Here is a 17,881-nt window from a genome sequence, read left to right as displayed (position 1 = left end):
TCTATTTCCCTTCTTCGATGGGGATTCCCACCACCGCGCGTCGCCGGGGCGACGAGGCGCGGAAACCTGTGCGACGGGAGGCGCCCGAGAGTCCGAGCACCACTCCGCGCGGCACGGCGACCCGCTGGAGCACCGAGAACACGACCTCGCTGAGCAGGGTCAGCGCGATCACCAGGATCGAGCCCGCCAGCATCTGCGCATAGTCGCCCGCCTTGACGCCCTGGAAGATGTAGTGCCCCAGGCCGCCTGCGCCGATGAAGTCGGCAAGGGTCGCGGTCGCGATGATCTGCAGCGCGGCCGAGCGGAGGCCGCCAATCAGCAGCGGCAGGCCGAGCGGGATCTCGACACGGGTGAGCACCTGCCACTGCGTCATGCCGACCGCGCGGGCGGCGTCGATCGTGCGACGGTCCACCGCCTCGAGGCCGGAGTAGGCGCCCGCGAGCACGGAGGGCACGGCGAGGATCACGAGCGCGATCAGGGGTGCGCCCAGGCCGAGTCCGAGGCTCATCGCCGCGAGCACGAGCACGCCGAGTGTGGGCAGGGCGCGCAAGCCTCCCGCGAGCGGGACCGCGATGCCCTTGCCGCGTCCGGTGTGTCCGATCAGATAGCCGAGCGGAATCGCGAGGGCCGAGGAGAGGACGAGGACCAGGAGGCTGATGCCCAGGTGCTGAGCGATGCGGGTGGGGATCGCGTACGTGCCGCTCCAGTGCACGGGGTCGCCGATCCAGGCGAACGCCTCGACGATGAGGTTCACGGAGTCACCGCCTTCCCGAGCGGGACGGCGCGACGGACGCGGCGCGTCCTGTCGATCGCGGTCCACGGCATCAGGAGGCGTCCGAGGAGCACCAGCAGCCCGTCGAGCGCGAGTGCGAGTGCGATGGTGAGCACGATGCCCGTGACGATCTCGCCCGTGATACCGCGCTGGAAGCCGTCGGTGAACAGCAGGCCGAGGCTCTGGATGCCCAGCACCGCGCCGACCGTCACAAGGCTGACGGTGCTGACCGTCACCACCCGAAGTCCCGAGAGCAGCACCGGGCCGGCCAGCGGGAACTCGACCCTCCAGAACCGCGCCCAGGCCGAGTAGCCCATCGCCGTCGCGGACTGACGGACATCCTCCGAGACCGCGCCGAGGGCATCCGAGGTCGTGCGCACCATCAGCGCGACTCCGTACAGGGTGAGCCCCGTGATCACGTTGGCGGGCGAGCGGAGGGGGATGCCCAACAGCACCGGCAGGAGGATGAACATCGCCAGGGACGGGATCGCGTAGAGCACGCCGAGCCCCGTGAGCAGCGCCCCGCGGCTCCAGCGGTAGCGGTTGGCGAACCAGCCGAACGGCAGCGAGATCACGAAGCTCAGGAGGATCGGGGGCACCGAGAGCGCGAGGTGCGCCAGGAGGTTCGCGACGATCGCATCCGTGTTGTTGACGACCCAGTTCACGCGCCGGCGCCGTCCTCGGAGCGGAGCACACCGGTCGGTCGGCCTTCTGCGTCGACGACGATCCGTGCACCGTCCCGCTCCTCGATGCGGAGGGAGCGCTTGCCACGGTCGGCGCCGACGAAGCCCGCCACGAAGTCGCTCGCGGGCCGCGCGAGGATCTCGGCCGGAGAGCCCTTCTGAGCGATACGTCCGCCCTTCTCGAGGATGACGACCTGGTCGCCGAGGAGGAACGCCTCGTCGATGTCGTGCGTGACGAAGACCACCGTCTTGTCGAGCTCGTCCTGGAGACGGAGGGTCTCGCGCTGCAGGTCGGCACGCACGAGCGGGTCGACGGCGCCGAACGGCTCGTCCATCAGGAGGATGTTCGGGTCGACGGCAAGCCCGCGCGCGACTCCTACACGCTGCTGCTGCCCCCCGGAGAGCTGGCTCGGGTAGCGGGAGGCGAGCGAGCGGTCGAGCCCCACCGTGTCCATGAGCTCGAGCGCCCGCTCGTGGGCGAGCCTCTTGGCGACTCCGGTGAGACGCGGCACGGTCGCGATGTTGTCGATGACACGGCGGTGGGGAAGCAGCCCCGAGTTCTGCATCACGTAGCCGATTCGGCGCCGGAGTCCGACGGCCGGCAGCGTCGAGATGTCCTCGCCGTCGATCTCGATCGTCCCCGAGGTGGGTTCGATCATGCGGTTGATCATCCGCAGGATCGTCGTCTTGCCGCAGCCCGACGAGCCGACGAAGACGGTCGTCTGCCGCGAGGGCAAGACGAGCGAGAAGTCGTCCACCGCGCGGGTGCCGTCGGGGTATTGCTTGCTCACTCCGCGGAATTCGATCACGGTCCTGCTCTTCCTCGTCCCGTGGTCCTGGTCAGAACCGTTCCGTCAACCCAACACGGTTCGGAGGCGGCTGCCAACTCGGATGGCGCAGTGTTGCGGCTTCGTGAGGAAAGGGCTAAGGCGATCAGGCGTCGAGAGGACCGTAATGCGCAGAGAGATAGTCGCGCAGAAGGGTCCTGGCCTCGTCGATGAAGCGCTGATCGCCCTGCGGGTCCATCAGGAAGGCTCGCGTCAGAAGAGCGTCGGCGACCTCGATCGTGACCTCGAGGCGGAACGAGAGCTGGGCGCCTCCCGGCAGGCCGTACTCGGAGGAGAGGATCTCGGCGAAGCGCCGGGCGAAGAAGCCGGCCTCGAATGCCTCTCCCGCCGCCTCGGGCGCGTGGATGGTGTCGACGAAACGGATCGAGCGGAAGCCGGGCTCGTGGCGGTGCATCTCGCAGAAGGCGTCGACGGCGCAGTCGACGGCCCCCCACCAGTCGGCGGGGGTCGTGTCGCGGATCTGCGTGATCACACGACGACGGAAGCGGTCGAGCGCTCGCTCGCGCAGCGCCTGCAGTACCGCGATGCGGTCCGGGAAGTAGCGGTAGACGGTGCCGATCGCGGCGCCCGCGCGCTCGGCGACCATGGCGGTCGTCAGGCGATCGAAGCCGACCTCGTCGACGACGGCTGCAGCGGCGTCGAGCAGGGAGGCGAGCCGCGCAGCGCTGCGCACCTGAACAGGCTCGTTCCTCACCTGGGAGGATTCGCCGAACGGACGATCGACGAGGTTTCCAAGAGGCACAGCGGCTCCTTCGGTCGTGGTTCCTACAATCGTACGCACGCGGGCGCCTCGCCTGCGTCATTTCATCGAACGTCTCTCGTCTTCTGCACCCCCGAAAGGGCGGCCGAAACACCGTCGTGAGAGCTCATTCGCGCCAGGAGGCCCCATGTGTGGACGTTTCGCGCTCTCGCAGACGAGCGCCGAGCTCGTCGCGCTGTTCGACATCGACGAGCCGGAGGCCGATCTGCCAGGGCCCTCGTGGAACGTCGCCCCTACGCAACGCATCCCGATCGTCGCCGAATCGATGAAGGGCGTGGATCCGGGGGATCCGCCGCGACGACGCCTCGCTGCCGCACGCTGGGGGCTCGTCCCGCGGGCGGCGAGCGATCCGTCGGCGGGGCGTCCTCTCATCAACGCACGACTCGAGTCCGTCGCCGAGAAGCCCTCGTTCCGCGAGGCCTTCGCCGCTCGCCGCGCGATCGTTCCCGCCTCCGGGTGGTACGAGTGGCGCGTTTCGGCGACTGGCGCGAAACGACCAGTCTTCATGTCGCCGCCGGCAGGCGGCCTCGTGCTGTTCGCCGGCCTCTACGAGTGGTGGCGCTCGAGCGCGGCCGGATCCCCGTGGCTGCTCTCGGCCACGATCCTGACCCGCCCCGCGGCCGGCGCGGTCGCCGAGGTGCACGAGCGCATGCCGGTACTCCTCCCGCCAGAGCTGATGGAGGACTGGCTCGACCCGTCGACGGAGGGCGACGGCGGACTCCTCCGCGCGGTCTCGGACGGGACGGCCGAGCTCGCCGAGGAGCTCGAGGTCCACGTCGTGTCCGACGCCGTGAACTCGGTCGCCGTCAACGGGCCGGAGCTGATCCGGCCCGTCGACGGCTGAGCACGGCCGGTCCCTCCGCCGAGAGCGCATCTGACAGACTGGACGGATGCCGCTGACGCCCGAGAGCAAGCCGATGAGCGCCGGGGCGGCCGAGGTCATGCATCGCGCCGCCCGCCTCGAGGACCGCATCCACGCGTTCCGGATGCGCCGAGTGACGCGCAAGGGCTACGTCTCCCGGGTGATCCCCTACACCGGCTACGGCACGACCGAGCAGCTCCGAGTGCTCGCGCGCGTCCTCTACACGCGGCCGACGCCTCCCGGAGCGCAGGAGGTGCGGCCCGTCGAGGGCGTACGCGGCTGGCGCAGCTTCACGAGCGTGTTCGTGAGTCGCGCGGTCGTGGCCGTCGAGGCCGGCGGCCAGCGCCACGAAGTCACGGCCGATCGTGGCGGGGTCGTCGATGCCGATCTGCCGATCCGGCTCGCTCCCGGCTGGCACACGATCACTTTCTCGACCGCGGGCTCGCAGCCGGTCGAGGCTCCGGTGTTCATCGTGCGGCCGGAGGCGCGACTCGGCGTGGTGTCGGACGTGGACGACACGGTCATGGTCACCGCGCTCCCCCGGCCGTTCGTCGCGGCCTGGAACACGTTCGTTCTCGACGAGCACGCGAGGATGCCCACGCCCGGCATGGCCGTGTTCCTCGACCGCTTCGCACACCAGTACGAGGGATCGCCGGTCATCTACCTCTCGACCGGGGCCTGGAACGTCGCGCCGGCTCTCACCCGCTTCCTCTCGAGACATCTCTATCCCGCGGGCGCACTGCTGCTCACCGACTGGGGGCCGACGCACGACCGCTGGTTCCGCAGCGGCAAGCAGCACAAGGAGGAGAACCTCCGCCGTCTCGCCTCCGAGTTCCCCGACATCCGGTGGCTCCTCGTCGGCGACGACGGGCAGCACGACGAGGAGATCTACTCGGACTTCGCGCACGAGCACCCCGACAAGGTCGCCGCGATCGCGATCCGGCAGCTGTCGACGGGCGAGGCCGTGCTCGCCGGCGGGCGCTCGAAGGCGGAGGACCGTTCGGAGACGAGCGGGACGCCGTGGGTCTATGCACCCGACGGCGCGGGTCTCTCGGACCAGTTGCGCGAGCTCGGCGTCCTCTGAGGCCTGGCCCGGGAACGCCGGAGCCGTCCGCCTCCGAGGGGAAGGGACGGCTCCGACGAGGGGAGGTGCTACGCCTGGTGCGCGGCCTCGAGGTCGAGAGTGATGGTGACCTTCTCGCCGATCAGCACGCCGCCGGTCTCGAGCGCCGCGTTGTAGGTGAGGCCGAAGTCGGTGCGGTCGATGGTCGCCTTGGCGGTCAGTCCGGCCTTGTAGTTGCCGTAGGGGTCGGCGCCGAAGCCGCCGAACTCGACCTCGAAGGTGACGGGCTTGGTGGTGCCCTTGATGGTCAGATCGCCATCGACGAGGAAGTCGTCGCCGTGGGGGCGCACGCCGGTCGAGACGAAGTGGATCTCGGGGTAGGTCTCGGCCTCGAAGAAGTCGCCGGTGCGCAGGTGGCCGTCGCGGTTGGGCTCGTTGGTGTTCACGGAGGCGACCTCGGCGGTGGCCTCGACCTTCGAGTCGAGGGGGTTCTCGCCGGTCGTGAAGGTCGCAGTGAAGCGGTCGAACGTGCCCTTGACCTTGCTGATCATGAGGTGGCGGACGCTGAAGGCGACCTCGCTGTGCGTGGGGTCGATGACCCAGGTGCCGGCCTTGTATCCGGGGATGGTGAGTGCGTCGGTCATTTCTGCTCCTCGAGAGTAGGGATCGTCGTGGGGAGTTCCTCCCCCGCCTGGTATATGCAAGCGCATCGACGCTGGCCAGTATTCCATGTAGCGACAACCTTTTTGAGCGGGGCCGCCGGAACTCCTCGTGAACGCGAGGCCTACGCCGAGGGCGAGGGGCCAGAGGCGGCCCGTGTCGCCTCCCCTGTGCCTCGCGGCAGCCCGAGCAGCGAGACCAACCCGCCCGCGAACAGGAGCAGGGCGGTCGCGACCGCCGCGCGCGAGAAGCCCTCGGCATCGAGCCGGTCGCCCACGACGAGCGAGGTCGCGGCGATCGCGACGAGACCCGCGATGCGCGAGACCGCGTTGTTCACGGCGGAGCCGACCCCGCTGTGCTCGCTCGCGACCGCGCCGAGGATCGTGGCGGTGAGCGGAGCGACCGTGATCGCCAGACCGAGCCCGAAGAGCAGGATCCCGGGGAGCAGCTGGGTCGCGTAGTCGGCCGGCGGCCGCACCCCCGAGAGCAGGAGGAAGCCTGCACCGGCCACGACAGGCCCGAGCCCCATGAACAGTCGGGGCCCGAAGCGCGCCGAGAGCGAGCCGGCGAACTGCGAGAGCAGGAGCAGCAGGAGGGTCGGCGGCAGCATCGCCAGCCCCGCGAAGGTCGCGGAGAACCCCAGGCCCTGCTGCAAGAACAGGCCCAGGGCGAAGAACCCGAAGGAGAGCGCGCCGTACACGAAGGCCGTCGACACATTGCCCACCGAGAACGTACGCGACGAGAAGAGCGAGAGCGGGAGCATCGGATTCGCGACCCGCCTCTCCCACAGCACGAAGGCGACCAGAGCGGCCACTCCGCCGATCAGCGCCGAGAGCACGACCGGGTTCGCGATCCCGAGCCGCTCCTGCTCGATGAGGGCGAACACCGGCCCGCCCAGGCCCACCACACCGAGGACAGCTCCGACGCCGTCGATGGGGACCCGGGTGCCCGACTCGACGGCGCCCAGACGCCACAGCAGCACGAGCGTCACCGCGATCGGGAGGAGGTTGAGGGCGAAGACCCAGCGCCACGAGCCCGCGTCGACCAAGAGGCCCCCGAGCACCGGCCCCGCGATCGTGGCCGTTCCCGTCCACGCCGTCCACGCGCCGATCGTGCGCGCCTGCGCCGGCCCGTGCACGGTGGCGATGATGAGGGCCAGCGAGCTCGGCACGAGGATCGCCCCGGCCGCACCCTGCAGCATCCGCGCGACGATGAGCACCTCCGCCGTCGGCGCGAGGGCGCACAGGAGGGAGGTCACGCCGAACCCGATCAGCCCGATGGCCATGCTACGAGCGCGGCCGATGCGATCGGCGAGCGAGCCGGCCACGAGGATCAGGGCCCCGAGGGTGATGAGGTAGCCGTCGACCACCCACTGCTGCACCGCGAGCCCGCCGCCCAGCTCCCGAGTGATCGCGGGGAGCGCCACGGTGACGACAGTGCCGTCCAAGAAGGCGACGAAGGAGGCGAGGACCGCGACGAGGAGGACCGCGCGGCGACGCGCCTCCTCGGCCCCGGTCGAGGCGCTCACCACAGGTCCAGACGCATCCGCCCACCGTACTCTCGGCCGCGCAGGAGCGGCGGGCACACCGGGTTCAGGCTGGTCGCCTACTCTCATACGCATGTCTGCGCACGAACCCGCCCGGGGCGGCACGCTCGCCCGCGTCCTCGGCCTCGTCGGGGCGAGCCTCGCCGGAGGGCTCCTGATCACCGTCGGAGTCACCCCGGCCCTCGCCGTCACCGGTCTCGCCGAGAACAACCCGATCGGGCTCTTCGAGACCGTGCCGGAATACCTCGAGCTCGGCCAGCTTGCCCAGAAGACCGAGATCTACGCGAAGAACTCCGACGGCACCGACGCCCTCCTCGCCTCCTTCTACGCCCAGAACCGCGAGGAGGTCGCGTTCGACCAGGTGAGCCAGTTCGTCAAGGACGCCGCGGTCGCGACCGAGGATCCGCGCTTCTACGAGCACGGCGGCGTCGACCTCCAGGGCACGATCCGAGCGGTGCTGAGCAACCTCGTCGGCGATGACCTCCAGGGCGGCTCGTCGATCACCCAGCAGTACGTCAAGAACGTGCTCGTGCAGAAGGCCGAGTCGCTGAGCGACACCGATGCCGCCGCCTCCCAGGCCGCGTACGACGAAGCGACCGCGACCACTCCCGGGCGCAAGCTCAAAGAGATGAAGCTCGCCGTCGACCTCGAGAAGAAGTACAGCAAGGACGACATCCTGCTGGGGTACCTCAACATCGCCGGCTTCGGCGGGCAGGTCTACGGAATCCAGGCGGCGGCCGAGTACTACTTCTCGACCACGGCCGCCTCTCTCACCCTGGCGCAGGCCGCGAGCCTCATCGCGACGGTCAACAACCCGAACGGCCTGCGGATCGACGACCCCGACAACATCCCCGACAACAAGGTCCGGCGCGACTACGTGCTCGATCAGATGCTGAAGGAGGGGAAGATCTCGCAGGCCGACCACGACGCCGCGACGGCCGAGGAGGTCGTGCCCGCGATCACCCAGACGCCCACCGGCTGCCAGACCGCCGGCAACGCCGCCTTCTTCTGCGACTACGTGACCCGGGTGATCCAGAACGACCCGGCCTTCGGCTCCGACGAGAGCACCCGCTTCGCGAACTTCCAGCGCGGCGGCTACAAGATCTACACGACCCTCGACCGCGACCTCCAGGACACGGCGAACGCGGCGACGGTGGCCGCGGTGCCGCGCGTGACGACGAAGGACGTCAACATCGGCTCCTCCACGGTCTCGATGGAGGTGGGCACCGGCCGGATCCTCGCGATGGTGCAGAACAAGGACTACGACGCGGCCGGCTCGGTCAACGGCGAGAACTACACCGCGATCAACTTCAACACCGACACCGCCTACGGCGGCTCGGCCGGATTCCAGGTCGGCTCGACCTACAAGGTCTTCACGCTCGCGCAATGGCTGGCGAACGGGCGGACCCTGTTCGAGAGCGTGAACGGCCGCGTGCGGACCTTCGAGGGCTTCCCGGCCAGCTGCGTGCCGGGAGGCGAGGACGACACTCCCTACAAGGTCGTGAACGACGACGACGAGAACGGCACCTACAGCGTCCTGACCGGCACGATGCAGTCGATCAACACGGTGTATCTCGCGATGGCGCAGAAGCTCGACCTCTGCGCGATCCGCGATCAGGCCGCCGCGTTCGGCGTCAAAGCCGCCGACGGAGGCGAGCTGGGCGTCAAGCCGCCCTCGATCCTCGGCGCCGACTCCAACATCTCGCCGCTGTCCATGGTCACCGCCTTCGCCGGATTCGCGAACAACGGCACTGCGTGCTCGGCGATCGCGATCGACTCCATCACGGACGCGACCGGAGCCGCGGTCCAGCCTCCCACCTCGACCTGCACTCAGGCGCTCAGCCCGGAGCTGACCTCCGTGGCCAACTACGCGCTCCAGCGCGTGGTCACGGGAGGCACCGCGACGGCGTCGAACCCGGACGACGGGATCGAGCACATCGGCAAGACGGGCACGACCGACAACGCCGAATCGACCTGGATGGACGGCGCGAGCTCGAAGGTCGCGACGGTCGTCTGGGTGGGCAACATCGTCGGCCACATGTCGATGCGCGAGGTGCGCTTCCCCAACTCCGACCTCGGGAGCCAGCAGTACGCCTCGAACATCCGGCACTACATCTGGAACGAGGTGATGACGCGAGCCGACGAGAAGTTCAAGGGCGACGACTTCGCCGAGCCCAGCAGTGCGCTGCTCAACGGCCGGCTCGTGACGATCCCGGACGTGTCGGGCCAGTCGGTCGACGCCGCCACGACGACGCTCGACGACCTCGGCTTCAGCGTCGACGAGGGAGCGACCGTCGACTCGGCCGCCCCCGCAGGAACCGTCGCGGGCACCGATCCGGCGGCCGGCACGACTGCGCCGCGCTACTCCGACGTCACCCTCCAGATCAGCAACGGCTCGCAAGTGGCTCCCCCGGCGCCGGCGAGCCCGACGACGACCCCGACGGGGGCTGCGACGCCGCCTGCGGGGGCCACCGGGACACCGGCTCCCGCAGGCCCGGCGCCCGCGACGGCGAGCCCCACACCCACGGCGACGGGAGCGGTGGCCCAGTGAGCTTCGAGGCGGAGTTCCTCGGGGTGACCGCCGCTGCTCCGCGACCCACCGCGGCGCGTGAGACGCGCCTCCTGCCGTACACCCACTTCGAGGTGCTGCTGGATCCGGTGCGTCGCCTCGCCCTCTCGACCGCGGTGAACATCGACGGCGCGCGACTGGTCGACCTCGGCAGGGGCGACGACTGGCACCTCGACGATCGGATCCCCGCCTCGGAGCAGACGGGACCGGAGGTGTACGCACGCAACGACCTCGATCGCGGGCACCTCGTGCGACGACGCGACCCGGTGTGGGGCGAGCCGGCCGAGGCGCGGGCGGCCAACCACGACAGCTTCTGCTACACGAACGCGGCGCCGCAGGCGAGCGGCTTCAACCAGTCCTCCGAGCTCTGGCTCGGGCTCGAGACGCTCGTGCTCGAGTATGCGCAGACCTGGCGGACGCGCCTGAGCGTGTTCACCGGACCGGTTCTCGCCGCCGATGACCCCGTCTACCGCGGAACGGGCATCCCTCGCCGCTTCTGGAAGATCGCCGCTTGGAGTCCCGACGGCTCGACGCTCGCGACGAGCGCCTACCTGCTCGACCAGTCGGCGCTCGTCGACGAGGTCCGTGAGGGCATCGCGCCGCTCGGCGGCTTCCGCACCTTCCAGCTCCCCGTCTCCGAGGTCGGAGAGCTGACCGGGCTCGACGTCGCGGCCCTGGCAGCTGCCGACGTGCTCGCGAGTCCGGGCATCCGTGCGGAGCCGTGGCGGGAGCTCCTCGACGCCGAGGACGTCGTCCGGGGTCTCTCGACCCGCTGAGACGGGCAGGATGGAGGAATGAGCTCCCCCGTCCTCGTCGAGATCGACTCCGGCGTCCCGGTCCTGCGCGACGAACGCCGCCCGCTGGTGCGCGTGGACGAGGCGGGCTACCTCCGCGGCGACGGCGTCTTCGAGACGGTCTCGGTGCTGCACGGTCGGCCGGTGGGGCTCGACGAGCACCTCGAGCGCCTGGCGGCCTCCGCCGAGGCGATCGGGCTCGCGATCCCGGAGGCGTCGCGCTGGTCCAGCGCGCTCGCTCTCGCGGTCGAGGTGCACGATGCCCTCGACGATCTGACGGTGCGTTTCGTGGCCGCCTCTGGCAGCGGTTCGGAGGCGCGCTGCACGGTGCACGTCTCAGCGACCCCCGACTCCCGCTCGGCGCGGGAGCAGGGGCTCTCGGTGATCGTCCTCGACCGCGGTTACGCCCGGGGCGCGCTGGAGGGCGCGCCGTGGCTGCTGGGCGGAGTGAAGACGACCTCGGGGGCGGTGACGCGGGCGGCGCTCCGCGAGGCCACGCGGCGAGGAGCCGACGACGTGGTCTGGCGCACGAGCGACGGCCTGCTGCTCGAGGGCGCGACGTCGAGCCTGGTGCTGGTCGCCGACGGCGTCCTGACGACCCCGTCGACGGGCGGGATCCTGGCAGGGACGACGGTCGAGCGCGTCCTCGCGCTGGGCGCCGCGCGCGGGCTCGCGGTAGCGCGGCGGGAGCTGCCGGTCGAGGCGTTGGCGCAGGCCGACGCGGCGTGGCTCGTGTCGAGCACGCGGCGGGCGGTGCCCCTCCGCGCGGTCGACGGAGTGCCGCTGAGAGTCGACAGGGACCTGACGACGGCGTTCGAGGAGGGTCTGCTGACGTGAGACACCGCCTCTGCCGCCGAGCACCGCGGCGGAGGCCGTGTCTCGGCAACGGACGCGGCGTCGTGACGCGTAGAGCTCAGGCCGCGGCGGCGAGGGCGAGGGCCGTGTGGGGGCCGACGCCCACCTCCTCGGCATCGCGCAGATCGGCGACGGTGTCGACGTCGAGCCGAAGGGTCGAGGTGTCCGGCACGGGGACCACCGCGCAGCCCGCCGCCCGATGACGCTCGAGCGAGTGCGGGCCGAACGCAGGCTCGATGAGCGCCCCCGCGGAGAGGAGAAGGGCCGTGGTGCCGCTCCCCTCGCGGTCGGGGACGACGGCGGGAAGAGCGCCCGCGACGGCCGACAGGGCCCGGTCGAGATCGGCCGCGACGAGCGCGGGCAGGTCGCCCGTGAGCACGACGACGGGCGCCTCCGGACGCTCGAGCAGAGCCCGCGCGGCCCCGAGCGAGACCGCCGCGTCGAGAGTGCCCGGATCGGGCACGACCACGAGCGCCGGATGCTCCCCCGTCGCCGCCGAGGCGGCCGCGACGTCGGACGTCACCAGAAGCAGCGACGAGACTCCCCGCGCGGCGGCGACGGCCGCGAGCGTGTCGAGCAGGAACGCCTCGGCGAGCGCCGCACGATCGGCGAGCTCGAGCCGCGACTTCGACGCACCGCGGCCCTTGAACACGACCACGGCGCTCCACCCTCCCGTCACGCGCCCTCCTCCGCGGCCCGGGCCGCCGCACGACCCGCCGCGTAGCCCTCCGCAAACGCCTCGTCGGTGCCCAGCCGGAACATGTCCTCCGGTCCTGTACGGGTCAGCGAGCGGGCGCCGGGTGCGTCGAGGCCGGCGATGAGCCTCCCGAGCCCGCGGACGACGGCGACGGGCCGACCGCTCGCCTTTCCTTTCACGAGGTCGCCGAGCGCCGCGATCTCGTCGGCCACGGCGGGCAGGGTCACGCCGAGCGTGCGCCCATGCGCATCGACGGCACCGCGGAGATCGTCGACGACCTGCACCCCCGCCGCGCCGATCGCAGCATCGGTCTGCCCGACGCGCCACGCCCGCCCGAGCGTGTCGCTGACGAGGACGCCCACCGTGCGGCCGAGGCGAGCGCGCAGGCCGGCGCAGAGGGCGCGGGCAGAGGCGTCGGGGTCGAGCGGGAGCAGCAGGACCGTCCCCGCCTCGACATTGCTGGCGTCGACGCCCGCGGCGGCCTGAACGATGCCGAGGCGGTTCTCGACGATGCGGGTGACGCCGTGGGCGTGGGCACGGGTGGCGACGACCCTGACCGTCTCGGCGGTGATCGCGTCCTCGCGGTCGACCGCAGGAACGACCCGGCCCTCCGCCTTCGAGACGACCTTGCTCGTGACCACGAGGATGTCGCCGTCGCGCGGCCGGTCGGCGGGCTCCGCGGCGGCGATGGCGGCGAGGATCAGCTCGAGCAGATCGTCACCGGGAGCCACCTCCGGGATGCCTTCGAGGGCCCAGGCCTGCACGCGCGTCTCGATCACGGGACCATTCTCCCGGAGGTCTCGTCCTCGAGTCCCCGCTCCGGACACGATCCCCCGTTTCCTCGCGAGCGGCGGGGGGGGTCAGGCGTCCGCGAGGTAGGAGGCGACGGCGGGCGGGACGTAGGGCGAGACGTCGCCGCCCAGGGAGGAGACCTGACGGACGAGAGAGCTGGACACGTGGGCGTGGGCCGGGTCGGGCAGGAGGAACACCGTCTCGACATGGGCGAGGTCGCGGTTCACGATCGCCATCGGAGTCTCGTACGCGACGTCGATCTGCGAACGGATGCCCTTCACGAGGACGGTCGCCCCGACCTCGGTGCAGTAGTCGACGAGGAGCCCCCTGCCCCAGGAGGCGACCACGATGCTCCCCTCGATGCCCGCCTCCGCGATCGACTGCTCGATCAGCGCGACGCGCTGCGCGATCGGCAGCAGCGCAGTCTTGGCGGGATTGTGGACCACCACGACGTGCAGCTCGTCGACGAGGCGGGCGGCGCGCTCGATGACGTCGAGATGCCCCAGGGTGACGGGGTCGAACGAGCCGGGGACGACGGCGATGTGAGCCATGAGGCGAGCGTACCGTCGAGGCACCGCTCAGCTCTTGGCGAGGAACTCGCGGTCGCGGTCCTGGACGCGGCGTTCGAGTGCCGCGCGGAGGCGGTCGTGCTCGGCGAGCAGTGGATCGGTCGCGAGGAGCCGTTCGGCGAGCGCACGCGCCTCCACGATCAGCTGCGCGTCGTGAACGACCCGCAGGAGGCGGAGGGAGGAGCGGCCCCCCGATTGCGAGTCGCCGAGAACGTCGCCCTCGCGCCGCAGCTCGAGGTCGACCTCGGCCAGCTCGAAGCCGTCGAGCGTCGCCGCGACCGCTTCGACCCGCTCGCGCGCCACGGTGCCCGCCTCGGCGGCCGTCACGAAGAGACAGACGCCGGCGACGCCTCCGCGCCCGATGCGCCCGCGGAGCTGGTGCAGCTGGGAGACCCCGAAGCGCTCGGCGTCGAGCACCACCATCATCGAGGCGTTCGGCACGTCGACACCGACCTCGATCACGGTCGTCGAGACCAGCACGTCGATCTCTCCGGCCGCGAACGCGCGCATCACGGCATCTTTCTCGTCGGCGGACATCCGCCCGTGCAGTGCCGCCGAGCGGCGTGCGCCGAGCGTCGGATGCGCGCGCACGCCCTCGAGCGTGGCGAGGACCGTCGTGAGTGGCGGCCCCTCCTCGGCGGCGGCGGGAGTCTCGGTCGCCTCGCCCGGCTCGATCGCCGGGCACACGAGGTACACCTGGTGTCCCGACCGGATCTCCTCCTCGGCCCGCTCCCACGCCCGGGCGATCCAGGAGGGATGGTCCGCGAGCGGCACGACGTGGCTCGCGATACCGGGGCGCCCCGCCGGCAGCTCCCGGATCGTCGAGGTGTCGAGGTCGCCGAAGACCGTCATCGCGACCGTGCGCGGGATGGGGGTCGCCGTGAGCACGAGCACGTGCGGAGGCGTCGCACCCTTGCGTCGCAGCGCGTCGCGCTGGTCGACGCCGAAGCGGTGCTGCTCGTCGATCACGACGAGGGCGAGGTCGTAGAACGAGACGGCGTCGCCCAGCAGCGCGTGGGTCCCGACGACGATGCGGGCCGAGCCGGAAACGATCCGCAGCAGCGCGGAGCGTCGTTCGGCGGCACCGAGGCCGCCGGTGAGGAGGGTGGGCACCAGTTCCGTCGCGAGCTCAGGCCCCAGCGTCCGCACTATGGACCGCAGATGCTGCCCGGCGAGCACCTCGGTCGGCGCGAGCAGCGCCGCCTGGCCGCCGCTCTCGGCCGCCGTCAGCATCGCGCGGAGCGCCACGAGCGTCTTGCCTGAGCCGACCTCTCCCTGGACGAGGCGCGTCATCGGAGCGTCGGCGGCGAGGTCGGCCTCGATCTCGGCTCCGACTGTGCGCTGATCGCCGGTGAGGTCGAACGGGAGGGCCGCGTCGAAGCGCTCGAGCAGGCCGCCCGCTCGAGGCACCCGCGCCGTCGCCGGGGTCGCTCGAGCGGCGGCCCGGCGTTCGAGCAGCGCGAGCTGGAGGAGGAACGCCTCGTGGAAGCGCAGCGTGTCGCGCGCCTGCGACTCCTCTCCCTCGCGTCGCGGACGGTGGATGAGCTCGAGGGCCTCGCCGAGCGGGAGCAGGGCGCGCCCGGCACGCATCGCCTCCGGCATCGGATCGGGCACGTCGCGTAGACCATCGAGGAGCACGCCGATCGCCGCTTGGAGCTGCCAGCTCGAGAGCGCACTCGTGGCCGGGTAGATCGGGATCGGCCGCTCGGCCCAGTCCTTCGCGAGCGTGCCGCCCGCCTCGGCGGCCACCGCCTCCTCGTCGTCGAACAGGCGGTAGTCGGGGTGGGTGAGCTGCGGGGTGTCGCGGAACATCGACACGGTGCCCGCGAAGATTCCGCGGGCGCCCCGGTGCAGCTTCGCCGCCCGCCAGGCCTGCCCGAAGAACGTCAGCGAGAGCGTGCCCGTGCCGTCGGAGATCACGACCTCGAGCAGGCTGCCGCGCCGGTTGCGCATCGGCCGCTCGCGCACCTCGCGCACCTCGGCGACGATCGTCACGCTCTCGCCCCTCGGCAGTCGCGAGAGCTCGGTGAGCTCGCCGCGCTGCGCATAGCGACGCGGGTAGTGGCCCAGCAGCTCGCCGACGGTGCGGTAGCCGAACGCCTTCTCGACGGCCGCCGCCGTCCGTGGCCCGATCAGCGGCGCGAGGGAGGCGTCGAGAGGGTCCGGAATCACCTTGCGATCATAGGTCGGACCTCGGACGTCCGACCGGCGCGAGGCTCTCGAGCGCCGAGCGGGGCGCCACGGTGGCGAGGAGGCGGCGGGGCACCCCCGCGGCCGACCTCAGCTCGGCGAGCACGCGAGCGCCGGCCTCCCATCCTGTTTCGGCGCTCGACACGGGGGCGTAGCGCCGCCGCTCGACGCGCTCACGCAGCCCTCGCAGCGTCGCGAGCGTCCCCTGGCGCCCGCCCAGCGACTCGGCGAGCAACGCCTCCTGCGCTCGGAGCGAAGAGCCGGCGTCGACGGGCAGGCCGAGATCGCGTGCGCCGGCGAGCAGCTCGGCCCAGGCGGCCTCGATCGAGCCCGCCGAGGCGCGCCGGCGGCGCAGGCCGCGCTGCACGGCTCGCAACAGCCACGGCACGAGCACGAGGAGCAGGAGGACCAGCCACCCACCCACGAGCGGCGCCGTCGCCGTCGCCTCGGCGGCTCCCGGTGCCGTGCTCGCCGCGGAGGCCGTCGGCGTGCTCGTCGCCACCGGCGCGGAGGAGGCGGTGGGCGTCGTGCTGGAGGCGGCTCCCGGCGTGGCCGGCGTGCTCGGGGCTGTGGAGGCGGTCGCGCTCGGCAGCGTGTACGACGCCGGGGCGCCGCGACTGGGGGTCGGTTCGAACGGCAGCCAGCCGACTCCCTCGAAGTACAGCTCGGGCCAGGCGTGCAGATCGGAGGAGAGCACGCGGTAGCTCGACAAGGCGCCGGAGACGGAGGGCACCACCGCTCCCGGCTGGTACCCGATCGCGAGCCGCGACGGGATGCCGAGCTCTCTGGCCATCACGGCCATCGCCGACGCGAAGTGGACGCAGTACCCCGCCTTCGTGGTCAAGAACGCCTGGAGCACGCCGACGCCGTCGCCGTCGTAGCCCTCCTGGGCGGGAGTGTCCTCGGAGTAGCTGAACTGCGCCGAACGGAAGTAGGCCTGCAACGCGCGCGCCCGGTCGTAGTCGTTCCCGGCCCGGGCTGTGACCTCCTCGGCCGTCGTCCGCACCAGCGGCGGGACGTCGTCGGGCACCGCCAGATAGCGCTCGAGCCCGGTCGCCGCGGGAGCTGCGAGCAACTGCTGCGGATCAGGCTCGGGCCGCAGCGCCTCCACCCGGTAGTCATCGCCCGAACGGGTGGTCGCGTCGCCGCGGATCGAGCCGTCCTGCACGTCTTGCAGCCACCCGTCGCCCACACCGGTGAGAGAGGCGACCGGATACGGCACCGGGAGCCACTGGCTGCGCAGGCTGTCGATCGAGACGTCGACCTCCTCGCGCACGCGCGGCACGCTGGCATCGAGGCCCTCGGGGGCGATCGGGGCGTCGATCGGGGCGGTCTGCTCGGTCGGGGTCGGCGCCCAGTCGTCGCCCTGGAAGTCCGAGACGGTGAGCACACGGAGGTAGACCGGCAGCTCGGAGTCGGTCGAGTAGCGCAGCACGACGACCGGGTTGGGTCGGCGCAGGTCCGCTCCGAGCGCGACGATGGGATCGATCGAGCCGTTGAAGAGCGAGCCGGTCACGTTCGAGGACAGGCTGCTGCGCGCGAACCCGCCCGCAGAGCCGGTGAGCAGGCCCGCGGCCACCACAACGACTCCCACGATCGCCGCCGTGGGCAGGGCTGCGCCGAACGGGACCCGCCTGTGAGCCGGCGTGGCACTGACGGCCAGAATCCCTGCGAACGCGAGAGCCGTCACGATGAGGCTCGGCCACGACACGTCGAGCGGATCCACGATCGCCGGCACCGCGAGCAGCGTCGCCGCGAACAGCCCGGCGAGCGCCGGCAGCCGCACCGAGAACGCGAAGAGGTCGCTCGCCCAGGCGAGCACGACGACTCCGCCCACGAGCAGGAACGCGATGCCCTGATCGGCGACCGCCGGCAGCCCCTGCTGGGCGATCGACGAGAAGCCGGCCCGCGCGAGAGTCTCGGCCTCGCCGAGGGCCGCCGACGTAGGCACGACGGCGAGCAGGGCGCGCGAGGGGACGAACATCCCGGTGACGACCGCGATCGCCGTCAGCGTCGCGACCAGCGGAGGCACGACGGGGTGGGCACGAAGCGCCCGAGCCGCAGCCGGCACGGCCAGCACGATCCCGACCGCGAACGCCAGCTGGAGAAGCCAGGCGTAGCCGACGAGCAGGCGATCGATTCCCGAGGCCGCCGCGACGACGAGAAGCCACAGCAGCGCCGAGAGCGCGAACGAGCCGCTCCGCGCGTCTCGCATCCGCAC

At 71.6% G+C, this 17,881-nt stretch carries 16 protein-coding genes; 5 read left to right on the top strand and 11 right to left on the bottom strand.

Features of this window, described 5'->3' with window-relative positions; genetic code table 11:
* Position 1 precedes the first annotated feature (1 nt).
* The 4 genes from ITJ45_RS05700 to ITJ45_RS05685 form a co-directional block, all read right to left on the bottom strand.
* Positions 2-754 (bottom strand): ABC transporter permease, encoded by a 753-nt coding sequence (locus ITJ45_RS05700; protein WP_194608733.1) that lies wholly within the window; start codon positions 752-754, stop codon positions 2-4.
* Positions 751-1,437 carry an ABC transporter permease gene (locus ITJ45_RS05695; protein WP_194608735.1) on the bottom strand — a complete coding sequence of 229 codons (687 nt, stop codon included), beginning with the start codon at positions 1,435-1,437 and terminating at the stop codon, positions 751-753. Before ITJ45_RS05695 ends, ITJ45_RS05700 begins: the two co-directional genes overlap by 4 nt.
* Positions 1,434-2,264 carry an ABC transporter ATP-binding protein gene (locus ITJ45_RS05690; RefSeq protein ID WP_194608736.1) on the bottom strand — a complete coding sequence of 277 codons (831 nt, stop codon included), beginning with the start codon at positions 2,262-2,264 and terminating at the stop codon, positions 1,434-1,436. Before ITJ45_RS05690 ends, ITJ45_RS05695 begins: the two co-directional genes overlap by 4 nt.
* A 124-nt stretch (positions 2,265-2,388) precedes the next feature.
* Complete coding sequence (locus ITJ45_RS05685) at positions 2,389-2,976, bottom strand: TetR family transcriptional regulator (RefSeq protein ID WP_323742934.1); 588 nt, start codon at positions 2,974-2,976, stop codon at positions 2,389-2,391.
* A 214-nt stretch (positions 2,977-3,190) separates the two neighbouring features.
* Here ITJ45_RS05685 and ITJ45_RS05680 point away from each other — a divergent pair, with 214 nt between their 5' ends.
* Together ITJ45_RS05680 and ITJ45_RS05675 are read left to right on the top strand one after the other, a co-directional pair.
* The gene (locus ITJ45_RS05680; protein WP_194608738.1) at positions 3,191-3,907 is read left to right on the top strand and encodes an SOS response-associated peptidase; all 717 of its coding nucleotides are present in this window, start codon (positions 3,191-3,193) and stop codon (positions 3,905-3,907) included.
* Positions 3,908-3,953: 46 nt separating this feature from the next.
* Positions 3,954-5,009: an App1 family protein gene (locus ITJ45_RS05675; RefSeq protein ID WP_228493622.1), complete on the top strand. Its 1,056-nt coding sequence runs from the start codon at positions 3,954-3,956 to the stop codon at positions 5,007-5,009.
* Between the two features lie 68 nt (positions 5,010-5,077).
* Here ITJ45_RS05675 and ITJ45_RS05670 read toward each other — a convergent pair whose 3' ends face one another.
* Together ITJ45_RS05670 and ITJ45_RS05665 are read right to left on the bottom strand one after the other, a co-directional pair.
* Entirely contained in the window at positions 5,078-5,632 is a 555-nt protein-coding gene (locus ITJ45_RS05670; RefSeq protein WP_194608739.1) for a YceI family protein, read from the bottom strand.
* A 140-nt stretch (positions 5,633-5,772) separates the two neighbouring features.
* Complete coding sequence (locus ITJ45_RS05665; protein ID WP_323742935.1) at positions 5,773-7,176, bottom strand: MFS transporter; 1,404 nt, start codon at positions 7,174-7,176, stop codon at positions 5,773-5,775.
* A gap of 91 nt (positions 7,177-7,267) precedes the next feature.
* Between ITJ45_RS05665 and ITJ45_RS05660 the strand changes: the two genes are divergently transcribed.
* From ITJ45_RS05660 to ITJ45_RS05650, 3 genes are read left to right on the top strand one after another with little or no spacing between them, the layout of a single operon-like run.
* Positions 7,268-9,745 (top strand): transglycosylase domain-containing protein, encoded by a 2,478-nt coding sequence (locus ITJ45_RS05660; protein ID WP_194608741.1) that lies wholly within the window; start codon positions 7,268-7,270, stop codon positions 9,743-9,745.
* Complete coding sequence (locus ITJ45_RS05655; protein ID WP_194608742.1) at positions 9,742-10,539, top strand: DNA/RNA non-specific endonuclease; 798 nt, start codon at positions 9,742-9,744, stop codon at positions 10,537-10,539. The genes ITJ45_RS05660 and ITJ45_RS05655 overlap by 4 nt, the downstream gene beginning before the upstream one ends.
* An 18-nt stretch (positions 10,540-10,557) precedes the next feature.
* Complete coding sequence (locus ITJ45_RS05650) at positions 10,558-11,394, top strand: aminotransferase class IV (protein WP_194608743.1); 837 nt, start codon at positions 10,558-10,560, stop codon at positions 11,392-11,394.
* A 76-nt stretch (positions 11,395-11,470) separates the two neighbouring features.
* On the opposite strand, the gene cofC is transcribed toward ITJ45_RS05650, so the two are convergent.
* From cofC to ITJ45_RS05625, 5 genes are all read right to left on the bottom strand, one after another.
* Complete coding sequence (gene cofC, locus ITJ45_RS05645) at positions 11,471-12,091, bottom strand: 2-phospho-L-lactate guanylyltransferase (RefSeq protein ID WP_194608744.1); 621 nt, start codon at positions 12,089-12,091, stop codon at positions 11,471-11,473.
* Positions 12,088-12,888 (bottom strand): coenzyme F420-0:L-glutamate ligase, encoded by an 801-nt coding sequence (locus tag ITJ45_RS05640; protein ID WP_416365274.1) that lies wholly within the window; start codon positions 12,886-12,888, stop codon positions 12,088-12,090. Before ITJ45_RS05640 ends, cofC begins: the two co-directional genes overlap by 4 nt.
* An 81-nt stretch (positions 12,889-12,969) precedes the next feature.
* Positions 12,970-13,452, bottom strand: a complete 483-nt coding sequence (coaD, locus tag ITJ45_RS05635) for a pantetheine-phosphate adenylyltransferase (protein WP_194608745.1) — start codon at positions 13,450-13,452, stop codon at positions 12,970-12,972.
* Positions 13,453-13,479: 27 nt separating this feature from the next.
* Positions 13,480-15,642 (bottom strand): ATP-dependent DNA helicase RecG, encoded by a 2,163-nt coding sequence (locus tag ITJ45_RS05630; RefSeq protein ID WP_416365272.1) that lies wholly within the window; start codon positions 15,640-15,642, stop codon positions 13,480-13,482.
* Between the two features lie 7 nt (positions 15,643-15,649).
* The gene (locus tag ITJ45_RS05625; protein WP_194608746.1) at positions 15,650-17,875 is read right to left on the bottom strand and encodes a DUF3488 and transglutaminase-like domain-containing protein; all 2,226 of its coding nucleotides are present in this window, start codon (positions 17,873-17,875) and stop codon (positions 15,650-15,652) included.
* Positions 17,876-17,881: the final 6 nt, after the last annotated feature.

Origin of the sequence: Rathayibacter sp. VKM Ac-2879 (assembly GCF_015351245.1) — a bacterium.
In the GTDB taxonomy this organism is placed as follows: domain Bacteria; phylum Actinomycetota; class Actinomycetes; order Actinomycetales; family Microbacteriaceae; genus Rathayibacter.
This window is presented reverse-complemented; position numbering and strand designations above follow the sequence as displayed.